At 71.8% G+C, this 18,915-nt stretch carries 19 protein-coding genes and 2 pseudogenes; 7 read left to right on the top strand and 14 right to left on the bottom strand.

The genetic code is table 11. From position 1 onward, the window contains the following. Positions 1-44 precede the first annotated feature (44 nt). Genes ACSU6L_RS22325 through ACSU6L_RS22315 form a run of 3 tightly spaced genes read right to left on the bottom strand, consistent with a single transcriptional unit; the run spans position 45 to position 2,583 of the window. A complete protein-coding gene (locus ACSU6L_RS22325; RefSeq protein ID WP_437059376.1) occupies positions 45-710 on the bottom strand; it encodes a vWA domain-containing protein in 666 nt (221 codons plus the stop codon). A 29-nt stretch (positions 711-739) separates the two neighbouring features. Continuing rightward, entirely contained in the window at positions 740-1,228 is a 489-nt protein-coding gene (locus ACSU6L_RS22320) for a hypothetical protein (RefSeq protein ID WP_437059374.1), read from the bottom strand. Next, positions 1,225-2,583 (bottom strand): methyl-accepting chemotaxis protein, encoded by a 1,359-nt coding sequence (locus ACSU6L_RS22315; RefSeq protein WP_437059372.1) that lies wholly within the window; start codon positions 2,581-2,583, stop codon positions 1,225-1,227. The genes ACSU6L_RS22320 and ACSU6L_RS22315 overlap by 4 nt, the downstream gene beginning before the upstream one ends. A gap of 203 nt (positions 2,584-2,786) precedes the next feature. On the opposite strand from ACSU6L_RS22315, the gene ACSU6L_RS22310 reads away from it, so the two are divergent. Then, positions 2,787-3,446 (top strand): tellurium resistance protein, encoded by a 660-nt coding sequence (locus tag ACSU6L_RS22310; RefSeq protein WP_437059370.1) that lies wholly within the window; start codon positions 2,787-2,789, stop codon positions 3,444-3,446. A gap of 58 nt (positions 3,447-3,504) precedes the next feature. Here ACSU6L_RS22310 and ACSU6L_RS22305 read toward each other — a convergent pair whose 3' ends face one another. Continuing rightward, positions 3,505-4,662 (bottom strand): acyl-CoA dehydrogenase, encoded by a 1,158-nt coding sequence (locus ACSU6L_RS22305; protein WP_437059368.1) that lies wholly within the window; start codon positions 4,660-4,662, stop codon positions 3,505-3,507. A gap of 203 nt (positions 4,663-4,865) precedes the next feature. Here ACSU6L_RS22305 and ACSU6L_RS22300 point away from each other — a divergent pair, with 203 nt between their 5' ends. After that, positions 4,866-6,209 (top strand): UDP-glucose dehydrogenase family protein, encoded by a 1,344-nt coding sequence (locus ACSU6L_RS22300; protein WP_437059366.1) that lies wholly within the window; start codon positions 4,866-4,868, stop codon positions 6,207-6,209. 90 nt (positions 6,210-6,299) lie between these two features. Here the strand turns inward: ACSU6L_RS22300 and ACSU6L_RS22295 are convergent, their stop codons facing one another. Continuing rightward, entirely contained in the window at positions 6,300-6,806 is a 507-nt protein-coding gene (locus tag ACSU6L_RS22295; protein ID WP_437059364.1) for a CGNR zinc finger domain-containing protein, read from the bottom strand. A 114-nt stretch (positions 6,807-6,920) separates the two neighbouring features. Here ACSU6L_RS22295 and ACSU6L_RS22290 point away from each other — a divergent pair, with 114 nt between their 5' ends. Then, the gene (locus ACSU6L_RS22290) at positions 6,921-7,292 is read left to right on the top strand and encodes a VOC family protein (RefSeq protein ID WP_073941332.1); all 372 of its coding nucleotides are present in this window, start codon (positions 6,921-6,923) and stop codon (positions 7,290-7,292) included. A 31-nt stretch (positions 7,293-7,323) separates the two neighbouring features. Further along, positions 7,324-7,758 (top strand): VOC family protein, encoded by a 435-nt coding sequence (locus ACSU6L_RS22285; protein WP_437065008.1) that lies wholly within the window; start codon positions 7,324-7,326, stop codon positions 7,756-7,758. On the opposite strand, the pseudogene ACSU6L_RS22280 reads toward ACSU6L_RS22285, so the two are convergent. Beyond that, positions 7,739-8,865 (bottom strand): annotated as a pseudogene (locus ACSU6L_RS22280) (dipeptidase). The gene ACSU6L_RS22285 and the pseudogene ACSU6L_RS22280 sit on opposite strands and share 20 nt — an antisense overlap. A gap of 135 nt (positions 8,866-9,000) precedes the next feature. After that, positions 9,001-9,360 (bottom strand): MerR family transcriptional regulator, encoded by a 360-nt coding sequence (locus ACSU6L_RS22275; RefSeq protein WP_073941335.1) that lies wholly within the window; start codon positions 9,358-9,360, stop codon positions 9,001-9,003. 55 nt (positions 9,361-9,415) lie between these two features. On the opposite strand from ACSU6L_RS22275, the pseudogene ACSU6L_RS22270 reads away from it, so the two are divergent. Continuing rightward, positions 9,416-10,415 (top strand): annotated as a pseudogene (locus tag ACSU6L_RS22270) (alkene reductase); the annotation flags it as partial. On the opposite strand, the gene ACSU6L_RS22265 reads toward ACSU6L_RS22270, so the two are convergent. From ACSU6L_RS22265 to ACSU6L_RS22255, 3 genes are read right to left on the bottom strand one after another with little or no spacing between them, the layout of a single operon-like run. After that, positions 10,346-11,542 (bottom strand): dipeptidase, encoded by a 1,197-nt coding sequence (locus ACSU6L_RS22265; RefSeq protein WP_437059362.1) that lies wholly within the window; start codon positions 11,540-11,542, stop codon positions 10,346-10,348. The pseudogene ACSU6L_RS22270 and the gene ACSU6L_RS22265 sit on opposite strands and share 70 nt — an antisense overlap. A 58-nt stretch (positions 11,543-11,600) precedes the next feature. After that, on the bottom strand, positions 11,601-12,125 hold the full coding sequence (gene purE / locus ACSU6L_RS22260; protein WP_437059360.1) for a 5-(carboxyamino)imidazole ribonucleotide mutase: 525 nt from the start codon (positions 12,123-12,125) through the stop codon (positions 11,601-11,603). Further along, positions 12,122-13,261 carry a 5-(carboxyamino)imidazole ribonucleotide synthase gene (locus tag ACSU6L_RS22255; protein ID WP_437059358.1) on the bottom strand — a complete coding sequence of 380 codons (1,140 nt, stop codon included), beginning with the start codon at positions 13,259-13,261 and terminating at the stop codon, positions 12,122-12,124. Before ACSU6L_RS22255 ends, purE begins: the two co-directional genes overlap by 4 nt. Positions 13,262-13,435: 174 nt before the next feature. On the opposite strand from ACSU6L_RS22255, the gene ACSU6L_RS22250 reads away from it, so the two are divergent. Next, on the top strand, positions 13,436-13,984 hold the full coding sequence (locus tag ACSU6L_RS22250; protein ID WP_437059356.1) for a GtrA family protein: 549 nt from the start codon (positions 13,436-13,438) through the stop codon (positions 13,982-13,984). Positions 13,985-13,991: 7 nt separating this feature from the next. Here the strand turns inward: ACSU6L_RS22250 and ACSU6L_RS22245 are convergent, their stop codons facing one another. Both ACSU6L_RS22245 and ACSU6L_RS22240 read right to left on the bottom strand, forming a co-directional pair. Then, positions 13,992-15,260 (bottom strand): ATP-binding protein, encoded by a 1,269-nt coding sequence (locus ACSU6L_RS22245; protein ID WP_365515040.1) that lies wholly within the window; start codon positions 15,258-15,260, stop codon positions 13,992-13,994. Between the two features lie 28 nt (positions 15,261-15,288). After that, positions 15,289-15,966: a response regulator transcription factor gene (locus ACSU6L_RS22240; protein ID WP_037628240.1), complete on the bottom strand. Its 678-nt coding sequence runs from the start codon at positions 15,964-15,966 to the stop codon at positions 15,289-15,291. Positions 15,967-16,480: 514 nt separating this feature from the next. Here ACSU6L_RS22240 and ACSU6L_RS22235 point away from each other — a divergent pair. After that, entirely contained in the window at positions 16,481-17,974 is a 1,494-nt protein-coding gene (locus ACSU6L_RS22235; protein ID WP_437059353.1) for an oligopeptide:H+ symporter, read from the top strand. A gap of 96 nt (positions 17,975-18,070) precedes the next feature. On the opposite strand, the gene ACSU6L_RS22230 is transcribed toward ACSU6L_RS22235, so the two are convergent. Further along, entirely contained in the window at positions 18,071-18,571 is a 501-nt protein-coding gene (locus ACSU6L_RS22230) for a hypothetical protein (protein WP_437059351.1), read from the bottom strand. After that, the gene (locus ACSU6L_RS22225; protein WP_437059349.1) at positions 18,571-18,798 is read right to left on the bottom strand and encodes a hypothetical protein; all 228 of its coding nucleotides are present in this window, start codon (positions 18,796-18,798) and stop codon (positions 18,571-18,573) included. Before ACSU6L_RS22225 ends, ACSU6L_RS22230 begins: the two co-directional genes overlap by 1 nt. Positions 18,799-18,915: the final 117 nt, after the last annotated feature.

Here is an 18,915-nt window from a genome sequence, read left to right as displayed (position 1 = left end):
CCGCGCTCCGTTCTCGTGTCGACCGCCGGCGTGGACGGCCGCGGTCACAGCTTGTCCAGGGAGACGGTGGAGAACCCCGGAACCGTGTCGTCCACGGCCAGCGTGAAGCCGCTGCCGCCGTCCGCCGAGATGCTGGCGGCGGACCGGACGATCGACCGGGTGAGGCTGGAGGCGAACTCCCGCAGTGCCTGGGCCGGGGAGACGCTGGAGTCCTGCTGCATGAAAGCCCGGAAGTTCGCGACCTGCCCGATCGTGGCCTCCTCCGCCTCGCCGATGCCGAACGCGATGATCTTCGGGCAGAACCGGGACTGGCTCAGCTCCTTGTACGCCTGCTCCCAGTTGTCGTCGGTCGGTATGCCGTCCGAGAGGAAGAACGCGACCGGGCGGTACACCTCGTGCCCCTGCGCCTTCAGCGCGGCCACGTCGGTCTCGATGCACTGCCTGAGCGTACGGAACGCCTCGCCGTACGAGGTGAGCCCGCCTGCGGCGAGAGCCGGCACCTCCTCGATGTCGCTGAGGTCCACGAGCGGTTGCAGGACGGTGGCGGTGTCGGAGAAGCCGATGAGGCAGAAGCGCGTCTTGTCGGCGACGGACGGGTTGGTGCTGATCTCGTGGTGCAGGTCCGGCAGCGCTCGATTGATGGAGTCGATCGACTCTCCGATCATCGAGCCGGATTCGTCGCAGAGCAGGTAGAAGGGAAGGATCTGCAAGGTCTGGTACCTCCGGCGGTGCGGGCGGGTCAGTACGTGTAGAAGTAGATTTCGAGGTCGGCGTGGCCCGTGGCGGCCCCGCCCTTCCAGAAGTCGCGGGTGGTGGCGTCCCGGAACATGTCGGGGCGTGCCTTCTTCAGCAGGCTGTTGATCTGGTGGGCGTAGTCGCCGCCCGCTCCCGGGTCGGGGTGGCGCCCGAAGGTCAGCACGAACGCGGCCTGCCGTCCCGTGTACCGCTCGGTCGCCTCGCGCAGGCCCCGCACCATGGCGTCCTTGTCGCCGGGGGCCGCGTCGACGGCCACCTTGACGGGGGTGCGGACCACGGCCCGGGGGCCCTTGTGCCGGGGCTTGCCGGGCTTCCCCGTCGCGGTGGCCGACGGGGACGGCGATGCGGAGTCGGCGGCCCGCGCGGCCTGGGGGTCGCCCTGGTCGCCCATGGCCACCAGCGCGAGCACCAGCAGCAGGTCGGCGAAGAGCCAGCCCGCGAGGTGCAGCGGCTGGAACCCGCGGCGCTTCATCGGGCCTTGGTCAGGGACGTCGGGACGTTCCGCCGCGGTTCACCGGGGTCCTCGGTGTCCGTCCCACCGGTCACCGGGGCGGCTGCACCGGCCGTCGGCACGGGTTCACCGGTCACCGGCATCGGCGTCGGCGTCGGCGCGCGGTCGGCGGGATGTCCGGCCGGCCGGTCGTCCCGGCCGCCGCCGGTCCGGTTCGCGAGCCGCATCTCGTCCGCGGCCCGCATCTCGTCCGCGAGCCGTGTGAAGCTCTCAGCCGCGCCGCGCAGGGCGCCGGTCTGGGCGCCCAGCTCGCGGGCCGCCCGCTGCGACTCCTCGACGGCACGTGCCGTGCTCTCGGTGATGTCGCCGAGCCGGCCGAGCAGCTGGGCCACGACGTCGGTGGTCACCTCCAGGCCCGTGGTGTACGCGCGCTGGGAGGCCGCCAGCACGGTCACCGACTCCTCCACCCGTTCCCCGACGCTCTCCACGGCGAGCCGTATCTCGCCGTGCGTGCCCTTGACGTCGCCGAGGGCGGTGCCGACCCGTGTCCCGTTCTCGCTGACCGCGGTCTCGATCCGGGCGACGGCGGCGGTCAGCGGCTGCACGGACTCGTCGACCTCGGCGAGCCTGCGTTCCGCCGCCTGGACGGCGTCGCCGACGATCCCGGCCGCCGAGGTGAGGTCCTTCTGGGCCCGGACGGCCTTGCCGCCCAGCTTGTTGAGGGTGGCGGCCGCCTGGGTGAGTTCGGCGGAGAACCGCTGCGGCGAGCTGAGCCGATGCCCGTTCAGGACCAGCTGGGCGCGGGTCAGTACGGGGACGAGCTGGGCCATGAGGTCCTCGTCGGCCCGCTCGGCTGCCTCCTCCCGCCGGGTGACGGCGGCCCGGCGAAGCCCGTGCACCAGGACGAGGGCGAACAGCACCCCGATGGCCGCCGTGGCGCTCATCGCGACGTGGCCGAACGTGAACGCGCCGGTGAGGTGTCCCTCGAAGCCGGACTGCCACAGCTGCAGGAACGGCCGGGCGGCCGCCTTCGGGTCGGCCCCGGTCAGGGCCTCGTAGGCGCTGGACGCCCGGGTCAGGCCGTACCAGGTCACCATCAGCGGCAGGAAGACGAGCGCGCCCAGTGCCGCCTCGACGTAGGTCCAGGCCTTGTGTTCCGTCTGCCGCGCGTCGGTCCGGCGCAGGCTCTCCGGCCGCGCGTAGGCGGTGATCAGGTCCAGTTCGGTCCAGGGTTCGAGCGCGGTGGGGTCCTGGTCCGCGAGGGCGTCCGCGAGCGCGGTCAGTTCGCCCCTGCGTGGTTCGAGACCCGGCCGTTCCGCCATCTCCCTGACGCTTCGCGCGACCACCTGGCGATCCAGCAGGACGTCAGCGGGCATTCCCACCCCCCATGACACGACGTGCACGGGGGCGCGTGACGGTGGCGGTCGCGGCTCCCCACCGTACGACCTGCCTGGCTCCCCCGACCGGTCACACGCACCCGACGTGTGACCAGGGCCACCGAGCGTACTCCAGACCCCCAGGGCTTCGCATAGACTCGAAGAACCGCATCGCGCGTCAAGTGGCGGATGAGGAGGGGGCGTTGGCCGACGACAACCGTCCGCGAGGCACCATCCGGCTGAAACCGGTGAGACCGGCGGCCGGCCCGGACCGCCCGGAGCGCGCCTCGGCCCGCCCGGACACCCTGCTGACCAGGGCGGCACCGCAGGCCCAGGTCGCGGGGCGCGGCATCCTCCAGGTGAACCTCAACTGGTCGGTGGCGACGGAGGCGGACCTTGATCTGGGGTGCCTGGTGTCGTTCGCCGACGGGTCGGGCATCGCCGTGCAGCCGCTGGGCAACGCGTTCGGCTCGCTGACCGGGTGGCCGTACGTGCAGCTCGACCAGGACGACCGCAGCGGCGCGTCCTCGGACGGGGAGACGGTCCGGGTCGACCTGGGACGGCGGGAGAGCTTCCGGCAGCTGCTGTTCTACGTGTACGTCTACGAGGGCGCGGTGGACTTCCGCCGGCTGGGCGCGGTCGCCACGGTCACCGCGCCTTCCGGGACCTTCCGCATCGCGCTCGACGACTCCCCGGGCGGCGCCACCGGCTGCGCGATCGCCCTGGCCACGTCGGGCCCGAAGGGGCTGACGGTCCGCAGGGAGGTGCGCTGGTTCTCCGGCACGGAGCAGCAGTCGGTGCAGGAGGCGATGGACCGCGCCTACGGTTTCGGTTTCCCCTGGGTGTGGGGGACCAAGGACTGAGACGTCCCGGGCCCGGCGCGGCGCGGGCCAGGGACGCTTCGTTCCGCCGGGGCGGTGACTACGGCAGGTTGCGCGCCATCACGATGCGCTGGACCTGGTTGGTGCCCTCATAAATCTGGGTGATCTTGGCGTCGCGCATCATGCGCTCCACCGGGTAGTCACGGGTGTAGCCGTAGCCGCCGAGGAGCTGGACGGCGTCCGTGGTGACCTCCATGGCCACGTCGGAGGCGAAGCACTTGGCCGCGGCGCCGAGGTAGGTGAGGTCGGCGTCGCCGCGCTCGGAGGCGGCGGCGGCCTGGTAGGTCAGGGCGCGGGCGGCCGAGATCTTCATGGCCATGTCGGCGAGCATGAACTGGATGCCCTGGAAGTCGGCGATCGGCTTGCCGAACTGCTTGCGCTCCTGGACGTAGCCCTTGGCGTAGTCGAGGGCGCCCTGGGCGATGCCGAGGGCCTGGGCGGCGATGGTGATGCGGGTGTGGTCCAGCGTCTTCATCGCCGTGGCGAAGCCGGTGCCCTCCTCGCCGATCATGCGGTCGGCGGGGATGCGGACGTTGTCGAGGTAGACCTCGCGGGTCGGGGAGCCCTTGATGCCGAGCTTCTTCTCGGGGGCGCCGAAGGAGACGCCCTCGTCGGACTTCTCGACGACGAACGCGGAGATGCCCTTCGAGCGCTTCGACGGGTCCGTCACGGCCATCACCGTGTAGTACTCCGACACGCCCGCGTTGGTGATCCAGCGCTTCACGCCGTTGAGGACCCAGTGGTCGCCGTCGCGGACCGCGCGGGTCTTCATGCCGGCCGCGTCGGAGCCCGCGTCGGGCTCGGAGAGGCAGTACGAGAACATGCCGTCGCCCTTGGCGAGCGGCGTCATGTACTTCTTCTTCAGCTCCTCGGAGCCGGAGAGGATCACGGGGAGCGAGCCCAGCTTGTTCACCGCGGGGATCAGCGAGGAGGACGCGCAGACGCGGGCCACCTCCTCGATCACGATGACGGTGGCCAGGGCGTCGGCGCCCGCGCCGCCGTACGACTCGGGTACGTGCACGGCGTGCAGATCGTTGGCGACCAGCGCGTCGTGCGCCTCCTGCGGGAACCGCGCGTCCTCGTCCACGGCGGCGGCGTGCGGCGCGATCTTCGCCTCGGCCAGCGAGCGGACGGCGTCGCGGAGCATGTCGTGCTCCTCGGACGGGCGGTACAGGTCGAAGTCAGCCGATCCGGCCAAGGTCACTCACGCTCCAAGGACGCTAATTACCGTTAAGTAACACAAATTTTAGGGCCCTGCCCACAGCAGGGGTACGTGAGCTTGGCGACAAGCGCCGAGACGGGCGAGGCACAGAGACAGACGAATAAGACACGGGAAAGGTGCCCGGCGAGCGGCCCGACTATGCTCGGGCTCCGCATCACCGCCGTACCCCAGGAGCACGCATGGCCCTCAAGATCACCGTGATCGGCACCGGCTATCTCGGCGCCACGCACGCCGCGGCCATGGCCGAGCTGGGGTTCGAGGTGTTGGGCCTGGACGTGGTGCCCGAGAAGATCGAGATGCTGAGGCGGGGCGAGACCCCGATGTACGAGCCGGGCCTCGACGAGCTGCTGCGCAAGCACGTCGCCGGGATCGAGGGCTCGACCGGGCGGCTGCGCTTCACCATGGACTGGGCCGAGGCCGGGGCCTTCGGCGATGTGCACTTCGTCTGCGTGAACACTCCGCAGCGGCACGGCGAGTACGCCTGCGACATGTCGTACGTCGACGCCGCCTTCGCCTCCCTCGCCCCGCACCTGACCGGGCCCGCCCTGGTCGTCGGCAAGTCCACGGTGCCGGTCGGCTCCGCGGACCGGCTCGCCGCCTACCTGGCCGAGCACGCGCCGGCCGGCGGGGACGCCGAGCTGGCCTGGAACCCGGAGTTCCTGCGTGAGGGCTTCGCCGTCGAGGACACCCTGCACCCCGACCGGATCGTGGTCGGCGTGCGCAGCGACCGGGCGGAGAAGCTGCTGCGCGAGGTGTACGCCACGCCGGTCGGCGAGGGCACGCCGTTCGTGGTCACCGACTTCCCGACCGCGGAGCTGGTGAAGACGTCGGCGAACTCCTTCCTCGCCACCAAGATCTCCTTCATCAACGCGATGGCGGAGGTCTGCGAGGCCGCGGGCGGCGACGTCGCCAAGCTGGCCGAGGCGATCGGCTACGACGAGCGGATCGGCCGCAAGTTCCTGCGCGCGGGCATCGGCTTCGGCGGCGGCTGTCTGCCGAAGGACATCCGCGCGTTCATGGCGCGCGCCGGCGAGCTGGGCGCCGACCAGGCGCTGACGTTCCTGCGCGAGATCGACTCGATCAACATGCGCCAGCGCGGCCAGATGGTGGAGCTGGCCCGGCAGGCGCTGGGCGGCGGCCCGTTCCTGGGCAAGCGGGTGGCGGTGCTGGGCGCGACCTTCAAGCCGGACTCGGACGACGTCCGGGACTCGCCCGCGCTGAACGTGGCCGGGCAGATCCACCTCCAGGGCGGCCAGGTCACGGTCTACGACCCGAAGGGCATGGAGAACGCCCGCCGGGTCTTCCCCACGCTCGGCTACGCCGAGTCCGCGGTGGAGGCGGCGCGCGGCGCGGACGTCGTCCTGCATCTGACCGAGTGGCGGGAGTTCCGCGAGCTGGACCCGGAGGCCCTCGGCGAGGTGGCGGCGGCCCGGGTGATCCTGGACGGCCGCAACGCCCTCGACCCGGATCTGTGGCGGCGGGCCGGGTGGACGTACCGGGCGATGGGCCGCCCGACCGCGTAAGCGCTCAGGACTCACCGGCGACGCCGGTTCGGCCGAGGCTCAGTCGGCCGAACCGGCGTCCTGTCGCATTCTGCACCAACTCTGCGTTTCTCACGCACCCTTCGCACGGTAGCGCCGCATCTTGACGCGCGCCCCGCACACCGACATGGAGCACCAGCGCCCGCGTCCGGCGGGGCTGCGGTCGTAGTACGCCCAGTGGCATTCGGGCAGTTCGCACGCCTTGAGCCGTTGCCAGGTGCCCTCGGTGAGCGACTGCGCCACGGCCGCGGCGATCCGGGAGAGCAGCGGGCCGTCGTCGGCGGGCGCGAGCCGGGCCGAGCCGTCCTGCGGGTCGACGGCGACGTACAGCGGCGCCCGCGCCAGCAGGTCCCCGAGCGGGGTGACCGGGCGGTGCGGCGGATGCCCGGCGTGCGCGAGACAGGTGGCGCGCAGCGACTCGCGCAGTTCCCGTACGGCGTCAAGATCGCCCTCCGCGATCCCGAACCGCTCCCGCACCTCGGCCGTGTCGAGGGCGTCCCGCCCCGACTCCAGGTCGATGGTGTTGACCAGGGCCTCGACCAGGGCGAGACCACCGGGCGCGGCCTGTCTCTCACTCATGCTTGCGACGTTACCCGCTATGCGGGAGCATGAGGTAACCGTTACCGGTTACCCGGCTCTACGGGTAACCGGGTGACCGGGTACACCACTCGTATCTCCGACGAGGAGGAAGTCATGGCCATCGCCAAGCTGGGTGTCGTCGTCCTGGACTGTCCGGACCCGCGCAAGCTGGCCGGTTTCTACGCCGAGGTGCTGGGCGGCACCGTGGAGGTGCAGCAGGACGGCGACGAGGAGTGGGTCGACCTGACGGTGCCGGACGGGCAGAAGCTGGCCTTCCAGGCCGCCCCCGGCTACGTACCGCCGAAGTGGCCGTCCCCGGACGCCTCGCAGCAGTTCCACCTGGACCTGGACGTCGAGGACCTGGACGCGGCCGAGCAGGCCGTGCTGGCGCTGGGCGCGACCGTGCTGGACGCGGAGGACCGCTCACGGACCTGGCGGGTGTACGCCGACCCGGTGGGGCACCCGTTCTGCCTCTGCGCCGGCTGATCCCGCTGACCGGCCGATTCCGGAGGTGACCGTGACGCCCGCCGCCCGTTTCCGTTCCGTCGTCCTCGACTGTCCCGGCCCGCGCGCGCTCGCCCGCTTCCACGCCGGGATCGTCGGCGGCGAACCGGAGGAGTCCGACCCGGACTGGGTGGTGCTCCAGGTCCCCGGCGGGCCGCGGCTGGCGTTCCAGACGGCGCCCGGCCTGCGGCCGCCGGAGTGGCCGCGCGCCGACCGCAACGCCCAGCAGTTCCACCTCGACCTCGACGCCGGATCCACCTGGGAGGAGGTCGACGCGGCCGAGAAGCGGGGGCTGGCCCTCGGCACCCGGGTCCTGGACTCGGAGGACTACGAGTCGAAGGACTTCCGGGTCTACGCCGACCCGGCGGGGCACCCGTTCTGCCTCTGCCGGATCGAGCACACCCAGGTCTCGAGGACGCCCTGGCCGCTCAGCCGTCCAGCTCCGTGATCCGTGCCGTCGCCGGCTCGCGGCGGGCCTGCTCGGTCCGTGCCGTGGAGTCCGCGGCGCGCAGCACCCGCTGGACGTTCCCCCAGGTCAGCAGGGACAGGTCGGGTTCGGTCCAGCCGCGCCGCAGCAGCTCGGCGATCAGGTGCGGGTAGCAGGAGGCGTCGCTCAGTTCCTGGGGGTGGGCGCAGCCCGCGTCGTAGGTGCCGGAGAGGCCGACGCACTCGGGGCCGGCCAGGGTGCGGACGTGGTCGAGGTGGTCGGCGACGTCGCGGATCGTCGGGCCGGTCTGCTCGGCGGTCAGCGGCACCATGCACAGCCCCTTCGCGGCGCCCAGCTCGACGAGCAGGTCGTCGGGCAGGTTGGCGGGGTGGGGGCGCAGGCGCGGGCGGCGGAGCGGGTGGCCAGCACGGGCGCGCGGGAGGTGGCGAGAACGCGGCGGACGGTGGCCTCCGAGGCCCCGGAGAGATCGGCGAGCACCCCTAGCCGGTTCATCTCGCGGACCACCGCGTCCCCGAACCGGGTCAGCCCGGCCTCGCTCGCCCAGGAGGTGCCCGTGAGGGTGAGCACTCTGAGGCCGAGCCCGTGCAGCACGCGCAGCAGGCCGAGGGAGTCGTCGAGGGCGGCGGCGGTGGCCGGGCCGAGCAGCACGGCGGCGCGGCCGCAGTGGTGGGCGTCGACGACCTCCCCGGCGGTGCGGGCCGGCCGCAGGTGCTCGGGATACCCGGCGACCACCGTGCGCACCAGGTCGAGCTGCTCCAGCGTCGCGGCCACCGCGCGGTTCGCGGCCAGCCCCTCGGGCAGGTGCAGGGAGCAGAACAGCGCCCCGACACGGCCCTTCCGCAGCCGGGGTACGTCGGTGTCGACGGCGCTCTCCCCCAGCTCCAGGTCGTACCAGGGCAGGTGGCGCAGGGCCCACGGCAGCCCGCTGTAGCCGTCCGCCACGGGGTGCGTCTCCAGCAGGGCGTACGCGCGTTCCAGCGGGGCGGCGTCGGGGTCCGGTTCCGGGAGCGGGGCGTACGGCTCGGGTGGGAACGGCGTGTCCAGCGGCAGGTCGCCGAGTTCGCCGGCCTCGGGGGCGGTGTGCAGGTCGTCCTGGAGTTCGGCCATGACGGGGCTCCGTACGTGCGCGGCGATGACTGTGCGGCCACCGTCGCACGGGCGGGTGGCCGCGACCCGGTGGACGGGGCGTTCGGGGGTACCCCGCCGCCCCGCAGACCGCGGCCCCGCGTCATCCCGCCCGGCTCACCGCCCCTGGGCCGCCTCGATGACCTCGTCGAGGGTCTCCCGGGACCGCAGCAGGTCGGCGATCATGCGGTCGATGCGGGCGCGTTCCGCGGTGAGGTCGTCGACCAGCCGGGGTGTGGCGATGGCGGACGGCCCGCCGTCGGCGTCCCGCATGCAGGGCAGCAGCTGGGCGATCCGGCTGCTGTGCAGACCGGCCGCGAACAGTTCCTGGATCCGGATCACCCGGTCCACGGCGGCCTCCGGGTAGTCCCGGTGCCCGCCGGGCGTCCGCTCGGCCTTCAGCAGTCCCTGGGTCTCGTAGTAGCGCAGGGAGCGCTCGCTGACCCCGGTCCGCCGTGCCAGTTCGCCGATCCGCATGGCCCCTCCGTCCATCACACGGGCTCGATTCTGACATCAGTGTCAGGTTCTAGCGTACGTCGCCCAGCGCGCCGCCGCCGGCCTGATCGTCGCCGAGGCCGCGACGCCCAACACGGTCGGGCAGACCTACCCGAACATCACCGCCATCCACACCCCGGCGCACGGGGCCGGCCGGCGGCGGGTCACCGACGCGGTGCGGGACGCGGGCGGGCGGATGTTCCTCCAGCTCCAGCACGGCGGCCGGATCGGCCACCCCGCGACCAGCGGCCACATACCGCTCGCCCCCTCGCCGGTCCCGCTGCCCGGCACGGTCTTCACCTCGGAAGGGCACCGGCCGGCCGTCGTGCCCCGCGAGATGACCGGCGACGACATCCGCGCCACCGTCGCCGGCTTCGCGGCCGCCGCCCGGCGCGCGCTCCACGCCGGGTTCCAGGGCGTCGAGGTGCACGCCGCGAACGGCTGTCTGCTGCACCAGTTCCTCGCCGGGAACACCAACCGCCGCACCGACGAGTACGGCGGTTCGGTCGCCGGGCGGATCCGGTTCGTGGTGGAGGTCGTCGAAGCGGTGGTCGCGGAGGTCGGGGCCGGCCACGTGGGCGTGCGGATCGCTCCGGGGCTCACCGTCAACGGCATCGAGGAAGGCGACACCGAGGCGCTTCATCCGGCCCTCGGGGCGGCGCTGCGGCCGCTCGGGCTCGCGTATCTGCACGTGGTGTACGCCGACCCCGACTCCCCGGTGTTCCGGCGGATCCGCGCCGACTGGCCGGGCACCCTCGTCGCCAATCCGGTCCTGGGAGAGCTGACCACCGGCGCCGTACGGCGGGCCGGTGAGCGGCTGCTGGCCGCCGGCGCGGACCTGGTCGCGCTCGGGCGGCCGTTCCTCGCCAACCCGGACCTCGTCGCCCGGCTGCGGCTGGGCGCGCCGCTCAACCCGGTGCGGGGACCGGTATGTGATGTACGTGGGCGGCGCGACCGGCTACACCGACTACCCCACGCTCGCGGAGTCGCCGTCCAGTTCCCCGATGGTGGCGTTGGATGCGGAGCGGGTCGCTTGAAGGTCCCGCGCCACGTCCTCGGCGGCGCCCAGCACCCGCACCGCGTTCTGCCAGGTCAGCTTGGCGAGGTCGGCCTTCGACCAGCCGCGGTCGAGCAGCTCGGCGATCAGGTTCGGGTAGCCGGAGACGTCGTCGAGGCCGTCGGGCGTGAAGGCGGTGCCGTCGTAGTCGCCGCCGATGCCGAGGTGGTCGACACCCGCGACCTCGCGCATGTGGTCGAGGTGGTCGGCGACCGTGGCGACGGTCGCGACCGGGCGCGGGTGGCTCTCCTCGAAGGCGCGGTGCACCTTCATCGCCTCGGCGGTGGTGTCGAGGTGGTGGAAGCCGTGGGCGCGCATGTTCTCGTCGGCGGCGGCCGTCCAGTCGACGGCGGCCTGGAGGACGAACTTCGGCACGAACGTCACCATGGCCATGCCGCCGTTGCCGGGGAGGCGTTCCAGCACGTCGTCCGGGACGTTGCGGGGGTGGTCGCAGACCGCGCGGGCGGAGGAGTGGGAGAAGATCACCGGCGCGGTGCTGGTGTCCAGCGCGTCCCGCATGGTGGTGGCGGCCACGTGCGAGAGGTCGACCAGCATGCCGAGGCGGTTCATCTCCCGGACCACCTCGCGGCCGAACGCCGACAGGCCGCCGACGCCGGGTGCGTCCGTCGCGGAGTCCGCCCAGGCCACGTTGTCGTTGTGGGTGAGCGTCAGGTACCGGACGCCGAGCGCGTACAGGCCGCGCAGGGTGCCGAGCGAGTTGTCGATCGAGTGGCCGCCCTCGGCCCCCATCAGGGAGGCGATCCGGCCCTCGGAGCGCGCCGCCCGAAGGTCCTCGGCGGTCAGCGCCGAGCGCAGCGCGTCGGGGTGACGGTCGATCAGCCGCCGTACGCAGTCGATCTGTTCCAGGGTCGCGGTGACCGGGTCGGGCAGGTCGGCGCGGACGTACACCGACCAGTACTGGGCGCCCACCCCGCCGGCCCGCAGGCGCGGGATGTCGGTGTGCAGATGGTCGCCCTGGGGGACGGCGATGTCCCGGGCCTCGAGGTCGTAGCGCACCTGCTCGCGCAGGGCCCAGGGCAGGTCGTTGTGCCCGTCGACCACCGGGAACTCGCGCAGCAGTTCCCGGGCCTCCTCCAGCGAGGTCATCGCCGTCCCCCTTCTCTCGACTCGTCCGTGCCTGCTCGGCCTACCTTGCCTGCTTCACCTACTTGCCGAAGCCGAAACCGTTGCCGGCGCCCTCGACCTTGGCGCGCAGCCGCTTGCCCTTCTCGGTGGCCTGGTCGTTGAGGTCCTGCTGGAACTCGCGCATCCGGCCCAGCAGCTCCTCGTCGTGCGCGGCGAGGATGCGGGCCGCGAGCAGACCGGCGTTGCGGGCACCGGCCACGGAGACGGTGGCGACCGGGACACCGGCCGGCATCTGCACGATCGACAGCAGGGAGTCCATGCCGTCGAGGTACTTCAGCGGCACCGGTACGCCGATCACCGGCAGCGGGGTGACGGAGGCGAGCATGCCGGGCAGGTGGGCGGCACCGCCCGCACCGGCGATGATCACCTTGAGCCCCCGGTCCGCGGCCTGCTCGCCGTACGAGATCATCTCGCGCGGCATCCGGTGGGCGGAGACCACGTCGACCTCGTAGTCGATCTCGAACTCGTCGAGGGCCTTGGCGGCGGCCTCCATGACGGGCCAGTCGGAGTCCGACCCCATGACGATGCCAACAACGGGGCTCATTCGGTGATCGTGCCTCTCAGATAGCCGGCTGCGTGACGGGCGCGCTCCAGCACGTCGTCCAGGTCGTCGCCGTAGGTGTTCACGTGACCGACCTTGCGGCCGGGCTTCACGTCCTTGCCGTACATGTGGATCTTGAGCTGCGGGTCGCGGGCCATGCAGTGCAGGTACGCCGAGTACATGTCCGGGTAGTCGCCGCCCAGGACGTTGACCATCACGGTCCACTTCGCGCGCGGGCGCGGGTCGCCGAGCGGCAGGTCGAGGACCGCGCGGACGTGGTTGGCGAACTGCGAGGTGATCGCGCCGTCCATCGACCAGTGGCCCGAGTTGTGCGGGCGCATCGCCAGCTCGTTGACGAGGATGCGGCCGTCGCGGGTCTGGAACAGCTCGACGGCGAGGTGGCCGACGACGCCGAGTTCCTTGGCGATCGTCAGGGCCATCTGCTCGGCCTTCAGCGCCAGCGCCTCGTCGAGGTCGGGCGCCGGGGCGATGACCGTGTCGCACACGCCGTTCACCTGGCGGGACTCCACCACCGGGTAGGCGACGGCCTGCCCGTGCGGGGAGCGGACCACGTTGGCGGCCAGCTCGCGGACGAAGTCGACCTTCTCCTCGGCGAGCACCGGGACACCGGCGCGGAACGGCTCGGCGGCCTCCTCGGCGGAGTCCACCACCCACACGCCCTTGCCGTCGTAGCCGCCGCGGACGGTCTTGAGGACGACCGGGAACCCGTCGCCCTCGGCGGCGAACGCCGCCACATCGTCGGGATCGCTCACGATCCGGTGCCGTGGGCACGGCACACCGATCGCGTCGAGCCTCGCCCGCATCACGCCCTTGTCCTGGGCGTGCACCAGCGCGTCTGGCCCCGGGCGCACGGGGATGCCGTCCGCCTCCAGGGCCCGCAGGTGCTCGGTGGGCACATGCTCGTGGTCGAAGGTGATCACATCGCACCCGCGCGCGAACTCGCGCAGCGTGTCGAGATCGCGGTAGTCGCCGATGACGACATCGCTCACGACCTGCGCCGCGGAATCCTGAGGGGTGTCACTGAGAAGCTTGAACTTGATGCCCAGCGGGATGCCCGACTCGTGTGTCATACGAGCGAGCTGGCCCCCGCCGACCATGCCGACTACCGGGAACGTCACGCCCCCAGGGTATCCGCCGCGCCACCGCGGCCGGATTCCGCTCCTGTCCGGTGCTCCGTACGGCCCCCTCGGCGATCTCCTCGTGAACCGCCAGCCCGTCCACAGGCGATCACGGAAGGGGGGTGGTTAGCATGACTGGGTTGACGAAACCGACGGACGGGGGCCTTCACGACCATGGGACGTGATTCCTCGGGGCACCCTCCGGCGCCCCCCACCACGCTCCGGCAGCGGCTCGGCCGGCTGACGCGTGAGGTCGCCAAGTTCGGCGCGGTGGGCGGTGCGGGTCTGCTCGTCAACCTCCTCGTGTTCAACCTGGTACGGCATGTGACCGACCTGCAGGTGGTGCGGGCCAGCGTCATCGCGACCATCGTGGCGATCGCCTTCAACTACGTCGGCTTCCGCTACTTCACCTACCGGGACCGCGACAAGAGCGGCCGCACCCGCGAGCTGACACTGTTCCTGCTGTTCAGCGTGGTCGGCCTGGTCATCGAGAACGGCGTGCTCTACGCCGCGACCTACGGCTTCGGCTGGGACACCCCGCTGCAGAGCAACATCTTCAAGTTCCTCGGCATCGGTGTCGCCACCCTGTTCCGCTTCTGGTCGTACCGCACCTGGGTCTTCCGGGCGCTGCCCGCGCGGCAGCCCGCCCCGGACCCCGAGTCGTTCCTGGAGACCGAGCGGCCCCGGGACCGCGAGCGGGTGCGGCAGCGGGCACGCGTGTAACCGCGCCTCAGCGGACCGTGCGCTCCTCGTCCTCCGGCTTCTTCACCGCCGTACGCGACAGGAACAGGCCGAACACCGGCGGCGACGCCTGGAGCATCTCCAGCCGGCCCCCGTCGGCCTCCGCCAGGTCGCGGGCGACGGCCAGGCCGATGCCCGTGGAGTTGTGGCCGCTGATGGCCCGCTCGAAGATGCGGGCGCCCAGGTCGGCCGGGACGCCGCGCCCCTCGTCGGTGACCTCGATGACGGCCTGGTTGCCGGTGACGCGGGTGCGCAGCGCGACGGTGCCGCCACCGTGCATCAGGGAGTTCTCGATCAGTGCCGCCAGCACCTGCGCCACGGCGCCCGGTGTGCCCACCGCCCGCAGATGCCGCTTGCCGGAGCTGACGATGGCGCGTCCGGCGCTGCGGTAGGCGGGGCGCCACTCGGCGAGCTGCTGCTGGATGACCTCGTCGAGGTCGAAGGTGACGGCGGAGCCGGTGCGCGGGTCGCGGGAGTTGGTCAGCAGCCGTTCCACCACGTCGGTCAGGCGTTCGACCTGGGTGAGCGCGATGGTCGCCTCCTCCTTCACCGTGTCCGGGTCGTCGGTGAGGGTGATCTCCTCCAGCCGCATGGACAGCGCGGTCAGCGGGGTGCGCAGCTGGTGGGAGGCGTCGGCGGCCAGCCGGCGCTCGGCGGTCAGCATCCGCGCGATGCGCTCGGCGGAGGCGTCCAGGACGTCGGCGACCCGGTCCAGCTCCGGGACGCCGTACCGCTTGCGCTTGGGCCGCGGGTCGCCGGAGCCGAGGCGTTCGGCGGTCTCGGCGAGGTCGGTGAGCGGCGAGGCGAGCCGGTCGGCCTGGCGCAGCGCCAGCAGCACGGCGGCGATCACGGCGAGCAGTGCCACCGCGCCGATGATCAGCAGGGTGCGGCCGACCTCCCCGTACACCGCCGAGCGCGGCTCCTGGACGGTGACCGTCTCGTGTTCCTCGCCGGTGCGGGTGGCCTGGATGACGTCGCCGTCCGGCTTCTCGCCGATCTCGATCGGCGCCTGGCCGGGGATGCGGATGACGGCGTACTGGTCGCCGTTGACCTGGTCGCCGAGGAGACCGGCGGAGATCTTCTCGGCGGCGAGGATCCGGCTGTCCACGATGCTGGCCAGCCGGACCGCCTCGGACTCCACCCGCTCCTGGGCGCTGTCGCTGATGGTCCGGGTCTCGACGATGACGAGGGAGACGCCGAACACGGCGATCACGACGAGCACCACGGCGAGCGTGGACTGGATCAGTCGGCGGCGCATGTCCTACTTCCAAGGCCCGGGGGCGGGCTCAGCTCTTCTCGAAGCGGAAGCCCACGCCACGGACCGTCGCGATGTACCGGGGGTTGGCGGCGTCGTCGCCGAGCTTCTTGCGCAGCCAGGAGATGTGCATGTCGAGGGTCTTGGTGGACGACCACCAGGTGGTGTCCCAGACCTCGCGCATCAGCTGGTCGCGGGTGACGACCCGCCCGGCGTCCCGGACCAGCACCCGCAGCAGGTCGAACTCCTTGGCGGTGAGCTGGAGCTCCTCGTCGCCCATCCAGGCCCGGTGGGACTCGACGTCGATGCGCACGCCGTGGGTGGCGGGCGGCTGCTGGGGCTCGGCGGAGCCGCGCCGCAGCAGGGCCCGGACGCGGGCCAGCAGCTCGGCGAGGCGGAAGGGCTTGGTGACGTAGTCGTCGGCGCCCGCGTCCAGGCCGACGACGGTGTCCACCTCGTCGGCCCGCGCGGTGAGGATCAGGATGGGCACGGTGTGCCCTTCGGCACGCAGCCGGCGGGCCACCTCCAAGCCGTCCATGCCGGGCAGGCCCAGGTCCAGCACGACCAGGTCGACACCGCCCTGCATTCCCGCGTCCAGCGCGGTGGGTCCGTCCTCACGCACCTCGACCTCGTAACCCTCCCGGCGCAGCGCGCGCGCCAGGGGCTCCGAGATGGACGCGTCGTCCTCGGCGAGCAGTACACGGGTCATGAGCTGATGGTAGTCCGACCGTGACAAGAGCCGGGGTGTGATCGCGACCTTGCCTCTTACCGGCCTCTTGAGCGCCTCTTACCTTCGAGGTCGCCGTGGTACAGACCACTATCCCCGAGGTGCGATCCTGGTAATGACCTTAGAAACCGTTGCCGCGGTTCCTCCGACACCTGTGATCCATCTCTCAAGTCCTTCCATATCCGGCGCTGTCCTGCCGTATGGTGATTTCACGCCTGTAGCACGCGGCGACCTTCGGCAGTCGGTTTGACGCTGAAGGTCTCTTTTATGTGCGGGCTGGTCTAGACCAGCCTGAAAGGAATGACCTGTGGCCGGGCCTCACGCGCAGTGACGCACGCGAGGCGTGGATCCCGGTGGACGCCGTCCACCGCTCCGTGACCCGGAGCGGAAACCCCCGTGGGCGTGGGGGCGGACGTGTTCGATCCCGCCGGTGCCGGCCGTCCCCCACCGGGCGCGCGACGCTCCAGCTGCGCGTCCCGACCAGCAAGGAACGACCATGGCGTCCAGCCTGACGAAGGACTCGGCCCGACCGGGCACCCCCGGTTCCGAGAAGACCTTCTTCGGCCACCCCCGCGGACTGGCCACCCTCTTCATGACCGAGATGTGGGAGCGTTTCTCCTACTACGGCATGAGGGCACTGCTCCCCCTCTACCTGGTCGCCCCCGCGGGGCTCGGCCTGGACGCCGGTACGGCGATCGCCATCTACTCCGTCTACGTCTCGACGGTGTACCTGCTCGCCATGCCCGGCGGCTGGTTCGGTGACCGCGTCTGGGGCCCCCGCAAGACGGTCGCGGTCGCGGGCTCGATCATCATGGCCGGCCACCTGGTCCTGGCGCTGCCCAGCTCGGGCACGTTCTACTTCGGTCTGCTGCTGGTGGCCATCGGCTCCGGCCTGCTGAAGTCCAACATCTCGACCATGGTGGGCCACCTATACGACGGCCCGAACGACCCGCGCCGCGACGGCGGCTTCACGGTCTTCTACATGGGCATCAACCTCGGTGCCTTCGCCGCGCCGCTGATCATCGGCACCATCGGCCAGAAGGTGAACTGGCACCTCGGCTTCGCGCTGGCCGCCCTCGGCATGGCGCTGGGTCTGGCCCAGTTCCTGCTCGGCAGCCGCCACCTGTCGGACCGCTCCAGCCTCGTCCCGAAGCCGCTGAGCGCCGAGGAGCGCAAGTCCACGCTGCGCAAGGCCATGATCTGGCTGCTGATCGCGGCCGTCGCCTACACGACCCTCGTCGTCACCGGCCACTACACCCTGCGCTGGGTGACGGTCCCGCTGATGGTCATCGGTCTGCTCATCCCGGTCGGCGTCCTGCTGCGGATCAAGGTCGACAAGGAGCTGAGCGCGACCGAGCAGTCGAAGGTCTCCGGCTACATCTGGTTCTTCGTCGCCGCGGCCGTCTTCTGGATGATCTACGACCAGGGCGGCTCGACCCTGTCGCTGTTCGCGGACGAGCACGTCGACACGCACGTCTTCGGCTGGGAGTTCCCGGTCTCCTGGTTCCAGTCGGTCAACCCGGTCCTGGTGATGGCGCTGGCCCCGGTCTTCGCCACGATCTGGCTGGCGCTCGCCCGCAGCGGCAAGGAGCCGAGCACGATCGTCAAGTTCGCGGGCGGTCTGGTCCTGGTCGGCATCTCCTTCTTCGTCTTCCTGCTGCCGCTGGCGGCGGCGGACGGCGGCAAGGTCTCGCCGTGGTGGATCGTGCTGATCTACTTCTGCCAGACGGCCGGTGAGCTGATGCTGTCCCCGGTGGGTCTGTCGGTGACCACGAAGATGGCCCCGGCCAAGTACGCCTCGCAGATGATGGGTGTCTGGTTCCTCGCGGTGACCGCGGGCGACGCCGTCACCGGTCTGCTGTCCGAGTTCGGCGTCGACCTCAACAAGACGGGCGTCGTGGCCGCCGAGGCCGGCCTGGCCGTGCTCGCCGGTTTCGCGGTCTGGATGTACCGCAAGAACGTCAAGGAACTCATGGGCGACGTCCGCTGACGCAGTTCCTACGCTCCTGGAGGGCCACCGCATCACGCGATGCGGTGGCCCTCCGGGTTTTCCGGGGGCGTTCCTCAGGGTGTACTCGGGCGTTCTTCAGGGCGTGCGGCGGCCCGGCAGGAACGTCAGCAGGGCCGTGCCCACCAGGGTGAGCGTGCCGGCCGCCAGGGCGAGGGCCTCGAGGGTGGCGTGGTCCTCGGAGCCGGCGCCGGCGAGGCCGCCGCCGCTGCGGCCCGCCGCCGAGCCGCCGGCCGTGGAACCGCCACCGGTCGTGGAACCCCCGCCCGACGAGCCGCCCGCGCCGCCCGGCCGGCCGGTGGTGTCCAGGGTCAGGGAGACCTCCGTCCTCTCCGGGGTGCAGGTCGTGGTCGCGCCCAGGGCCTCGATGGTGAGGACGCCCGGGGGGAGCGTGGACTGCCCGCTCGCGACCGGCTTGTAGGTGCCCTTCAGATCCGGGATCTCGATCGGCTCCCCCGCCTTGACCGGCTCGCTGTTCGCCGGGTTCTCCACGTGGACCGTGCCCTCGTCGGCGCCGCCCAGCACGACCTCCATCGACGGCTTGACGGAGTCCTCGGGGATGTCGGCCGGGCTGTCCATCACGGACTTCCCGAAGCGGACGGTGAGGTCGTGCTCCCGCTGTCCGCGCGGGCGTCGATCCGCACCGGCGAGGTCGCGTTCCGGTCGCCGATGGGCGTCTCGCAGGCGTAGTTCACCTCGACGACCTCGGCTCGGGCGGCCGGGGCGGTCACCAGGACGGCCGAGCCGGCCAGGGCCGCGGCGGACGCCGGCGCGGCGGTTCGCTTCCGGTGCGACACGGTCGACACCGCCCCCTCATTCCTGACGGCACATCAGATCGGGCCGTCAAGGACGCCAGGGGGCGTGGGGAAGGGAAGAGTGATGGTGTGTCAGAAATGTGCGGGGGCAGGGCCGGTCACGCGGAG

The sequence above is a fragment of the Streptomyces sp. enrichment culture genome (assembly GCF_964272855.1).
Classification (GTDB): Bacteria; Actinomycetota; Actinomycetes; order Streptomycetales; family Streptomycetaceae; genus Streptomyces.
Note: the sequence above shows the minus strand (reverse complement) of the source record. Positions and strands in the feature narration are given on the sequence as shown.

Excerpts from the sequence above, each read along its gene's own strand:
- ACSU6L_RS22320 (WP_437059374.1), bottom strand. The coding sequence starts at position 1,228 with ATGAAGCGCCGCGGGTTCCAGCCGCTGCACCTCGCGGGCTGGCTCTTC.
- ACSU6L_RS22315 (WP_437059372.1), bottom strand. The coding sequence starts at position 2,583 with ATGCCCGCTGACGTCCTGCTGGATCGCCAGGTGGTCGCGCGAAGCGTC.
- ACSU6L_RS22300 (WP_437059366.1), top strand. The coding sequence starts at position 4,866 with ATGGCCCTCAAGATCACCGTGATCGGCACCGGCTATCTCGGCGCCACG.
- ACSU6L_RS22295 (WP_437059364.1), bottom strand. The coding sequence starts at position 6,806 with ATGAGTGAGAGACAGGCCGCGCCCGGTGGTCTCGCCCTGGTCGAGGCC.
- ACSU6L_RS22290 (WP_073941332.1), top strand. The coding sequence starts at position 6,921 with ATGGCCATCGCCAAGCTGGGTGTCGTCGTCCTGGACTGTCCGGACCCG.
- ACSU6L_RS22275 (WP_073941335.1), bottom strand. The coding sequence starts at position 9,360 with ATGCGGATCGGCGAACTGGCACGGCGGACCGGGGTCAGCGAGCGCTCC.
- ACSU6L_RS22265 (WP_437059362.1), bottom strand. The coding sequence starts at position 11,542 with ATGACCTCGCTGGAGGAGGCCCGGGAACTGCTGCGCGAGTTCCCGGTG.
- purE (WP_437059360.1), bottom strand. The coding sequence starts at position 12,125 with ATGAGCCCCGTTGTTGGCATCGTCATGGGGTCGGACTCCGACTGGCCC.
- ACSU6L_RS22250 (WP_437059356.1), top strand. The coding sequence starts at position 13,436 with ATGGGACGTGATTCCTCGGGGCACCCTCCGGCGCCCCCCACCACGCTC.
- ACSU6L_RS22245 (WP_365515040.1), bottom strand. The coding sequence starts at position 15,260 with ATGCGCCGCCGACTGATCCAGTCCACGCTCGCCGTGGTGCTCGTCGTG.
- ACSU6L_RS22240 (WP_037628240.1), bottom strand. The coding sequence starts at position 15,966 with ATGACCCGTGTACTGCTCGCCGAGGACGACGCGTCCATCTCGGAGCCC.
- ACSU6L_RS22235 (WP_437059353.1), top strand. The coding sequence starts at position 16,481 with ATGGCGTCCAGCCTGACGAAGGACTCGGCCCGACCGGGCACCCCCGGT.
- ACSU6L_RS22230 (WP_437059351.1), bottom strand. The coding sequence starts at position 18,571 with ATGGACAGCCCGGCCGACATCCCCGAGGACTCCGTCAAGCCGTCGATG.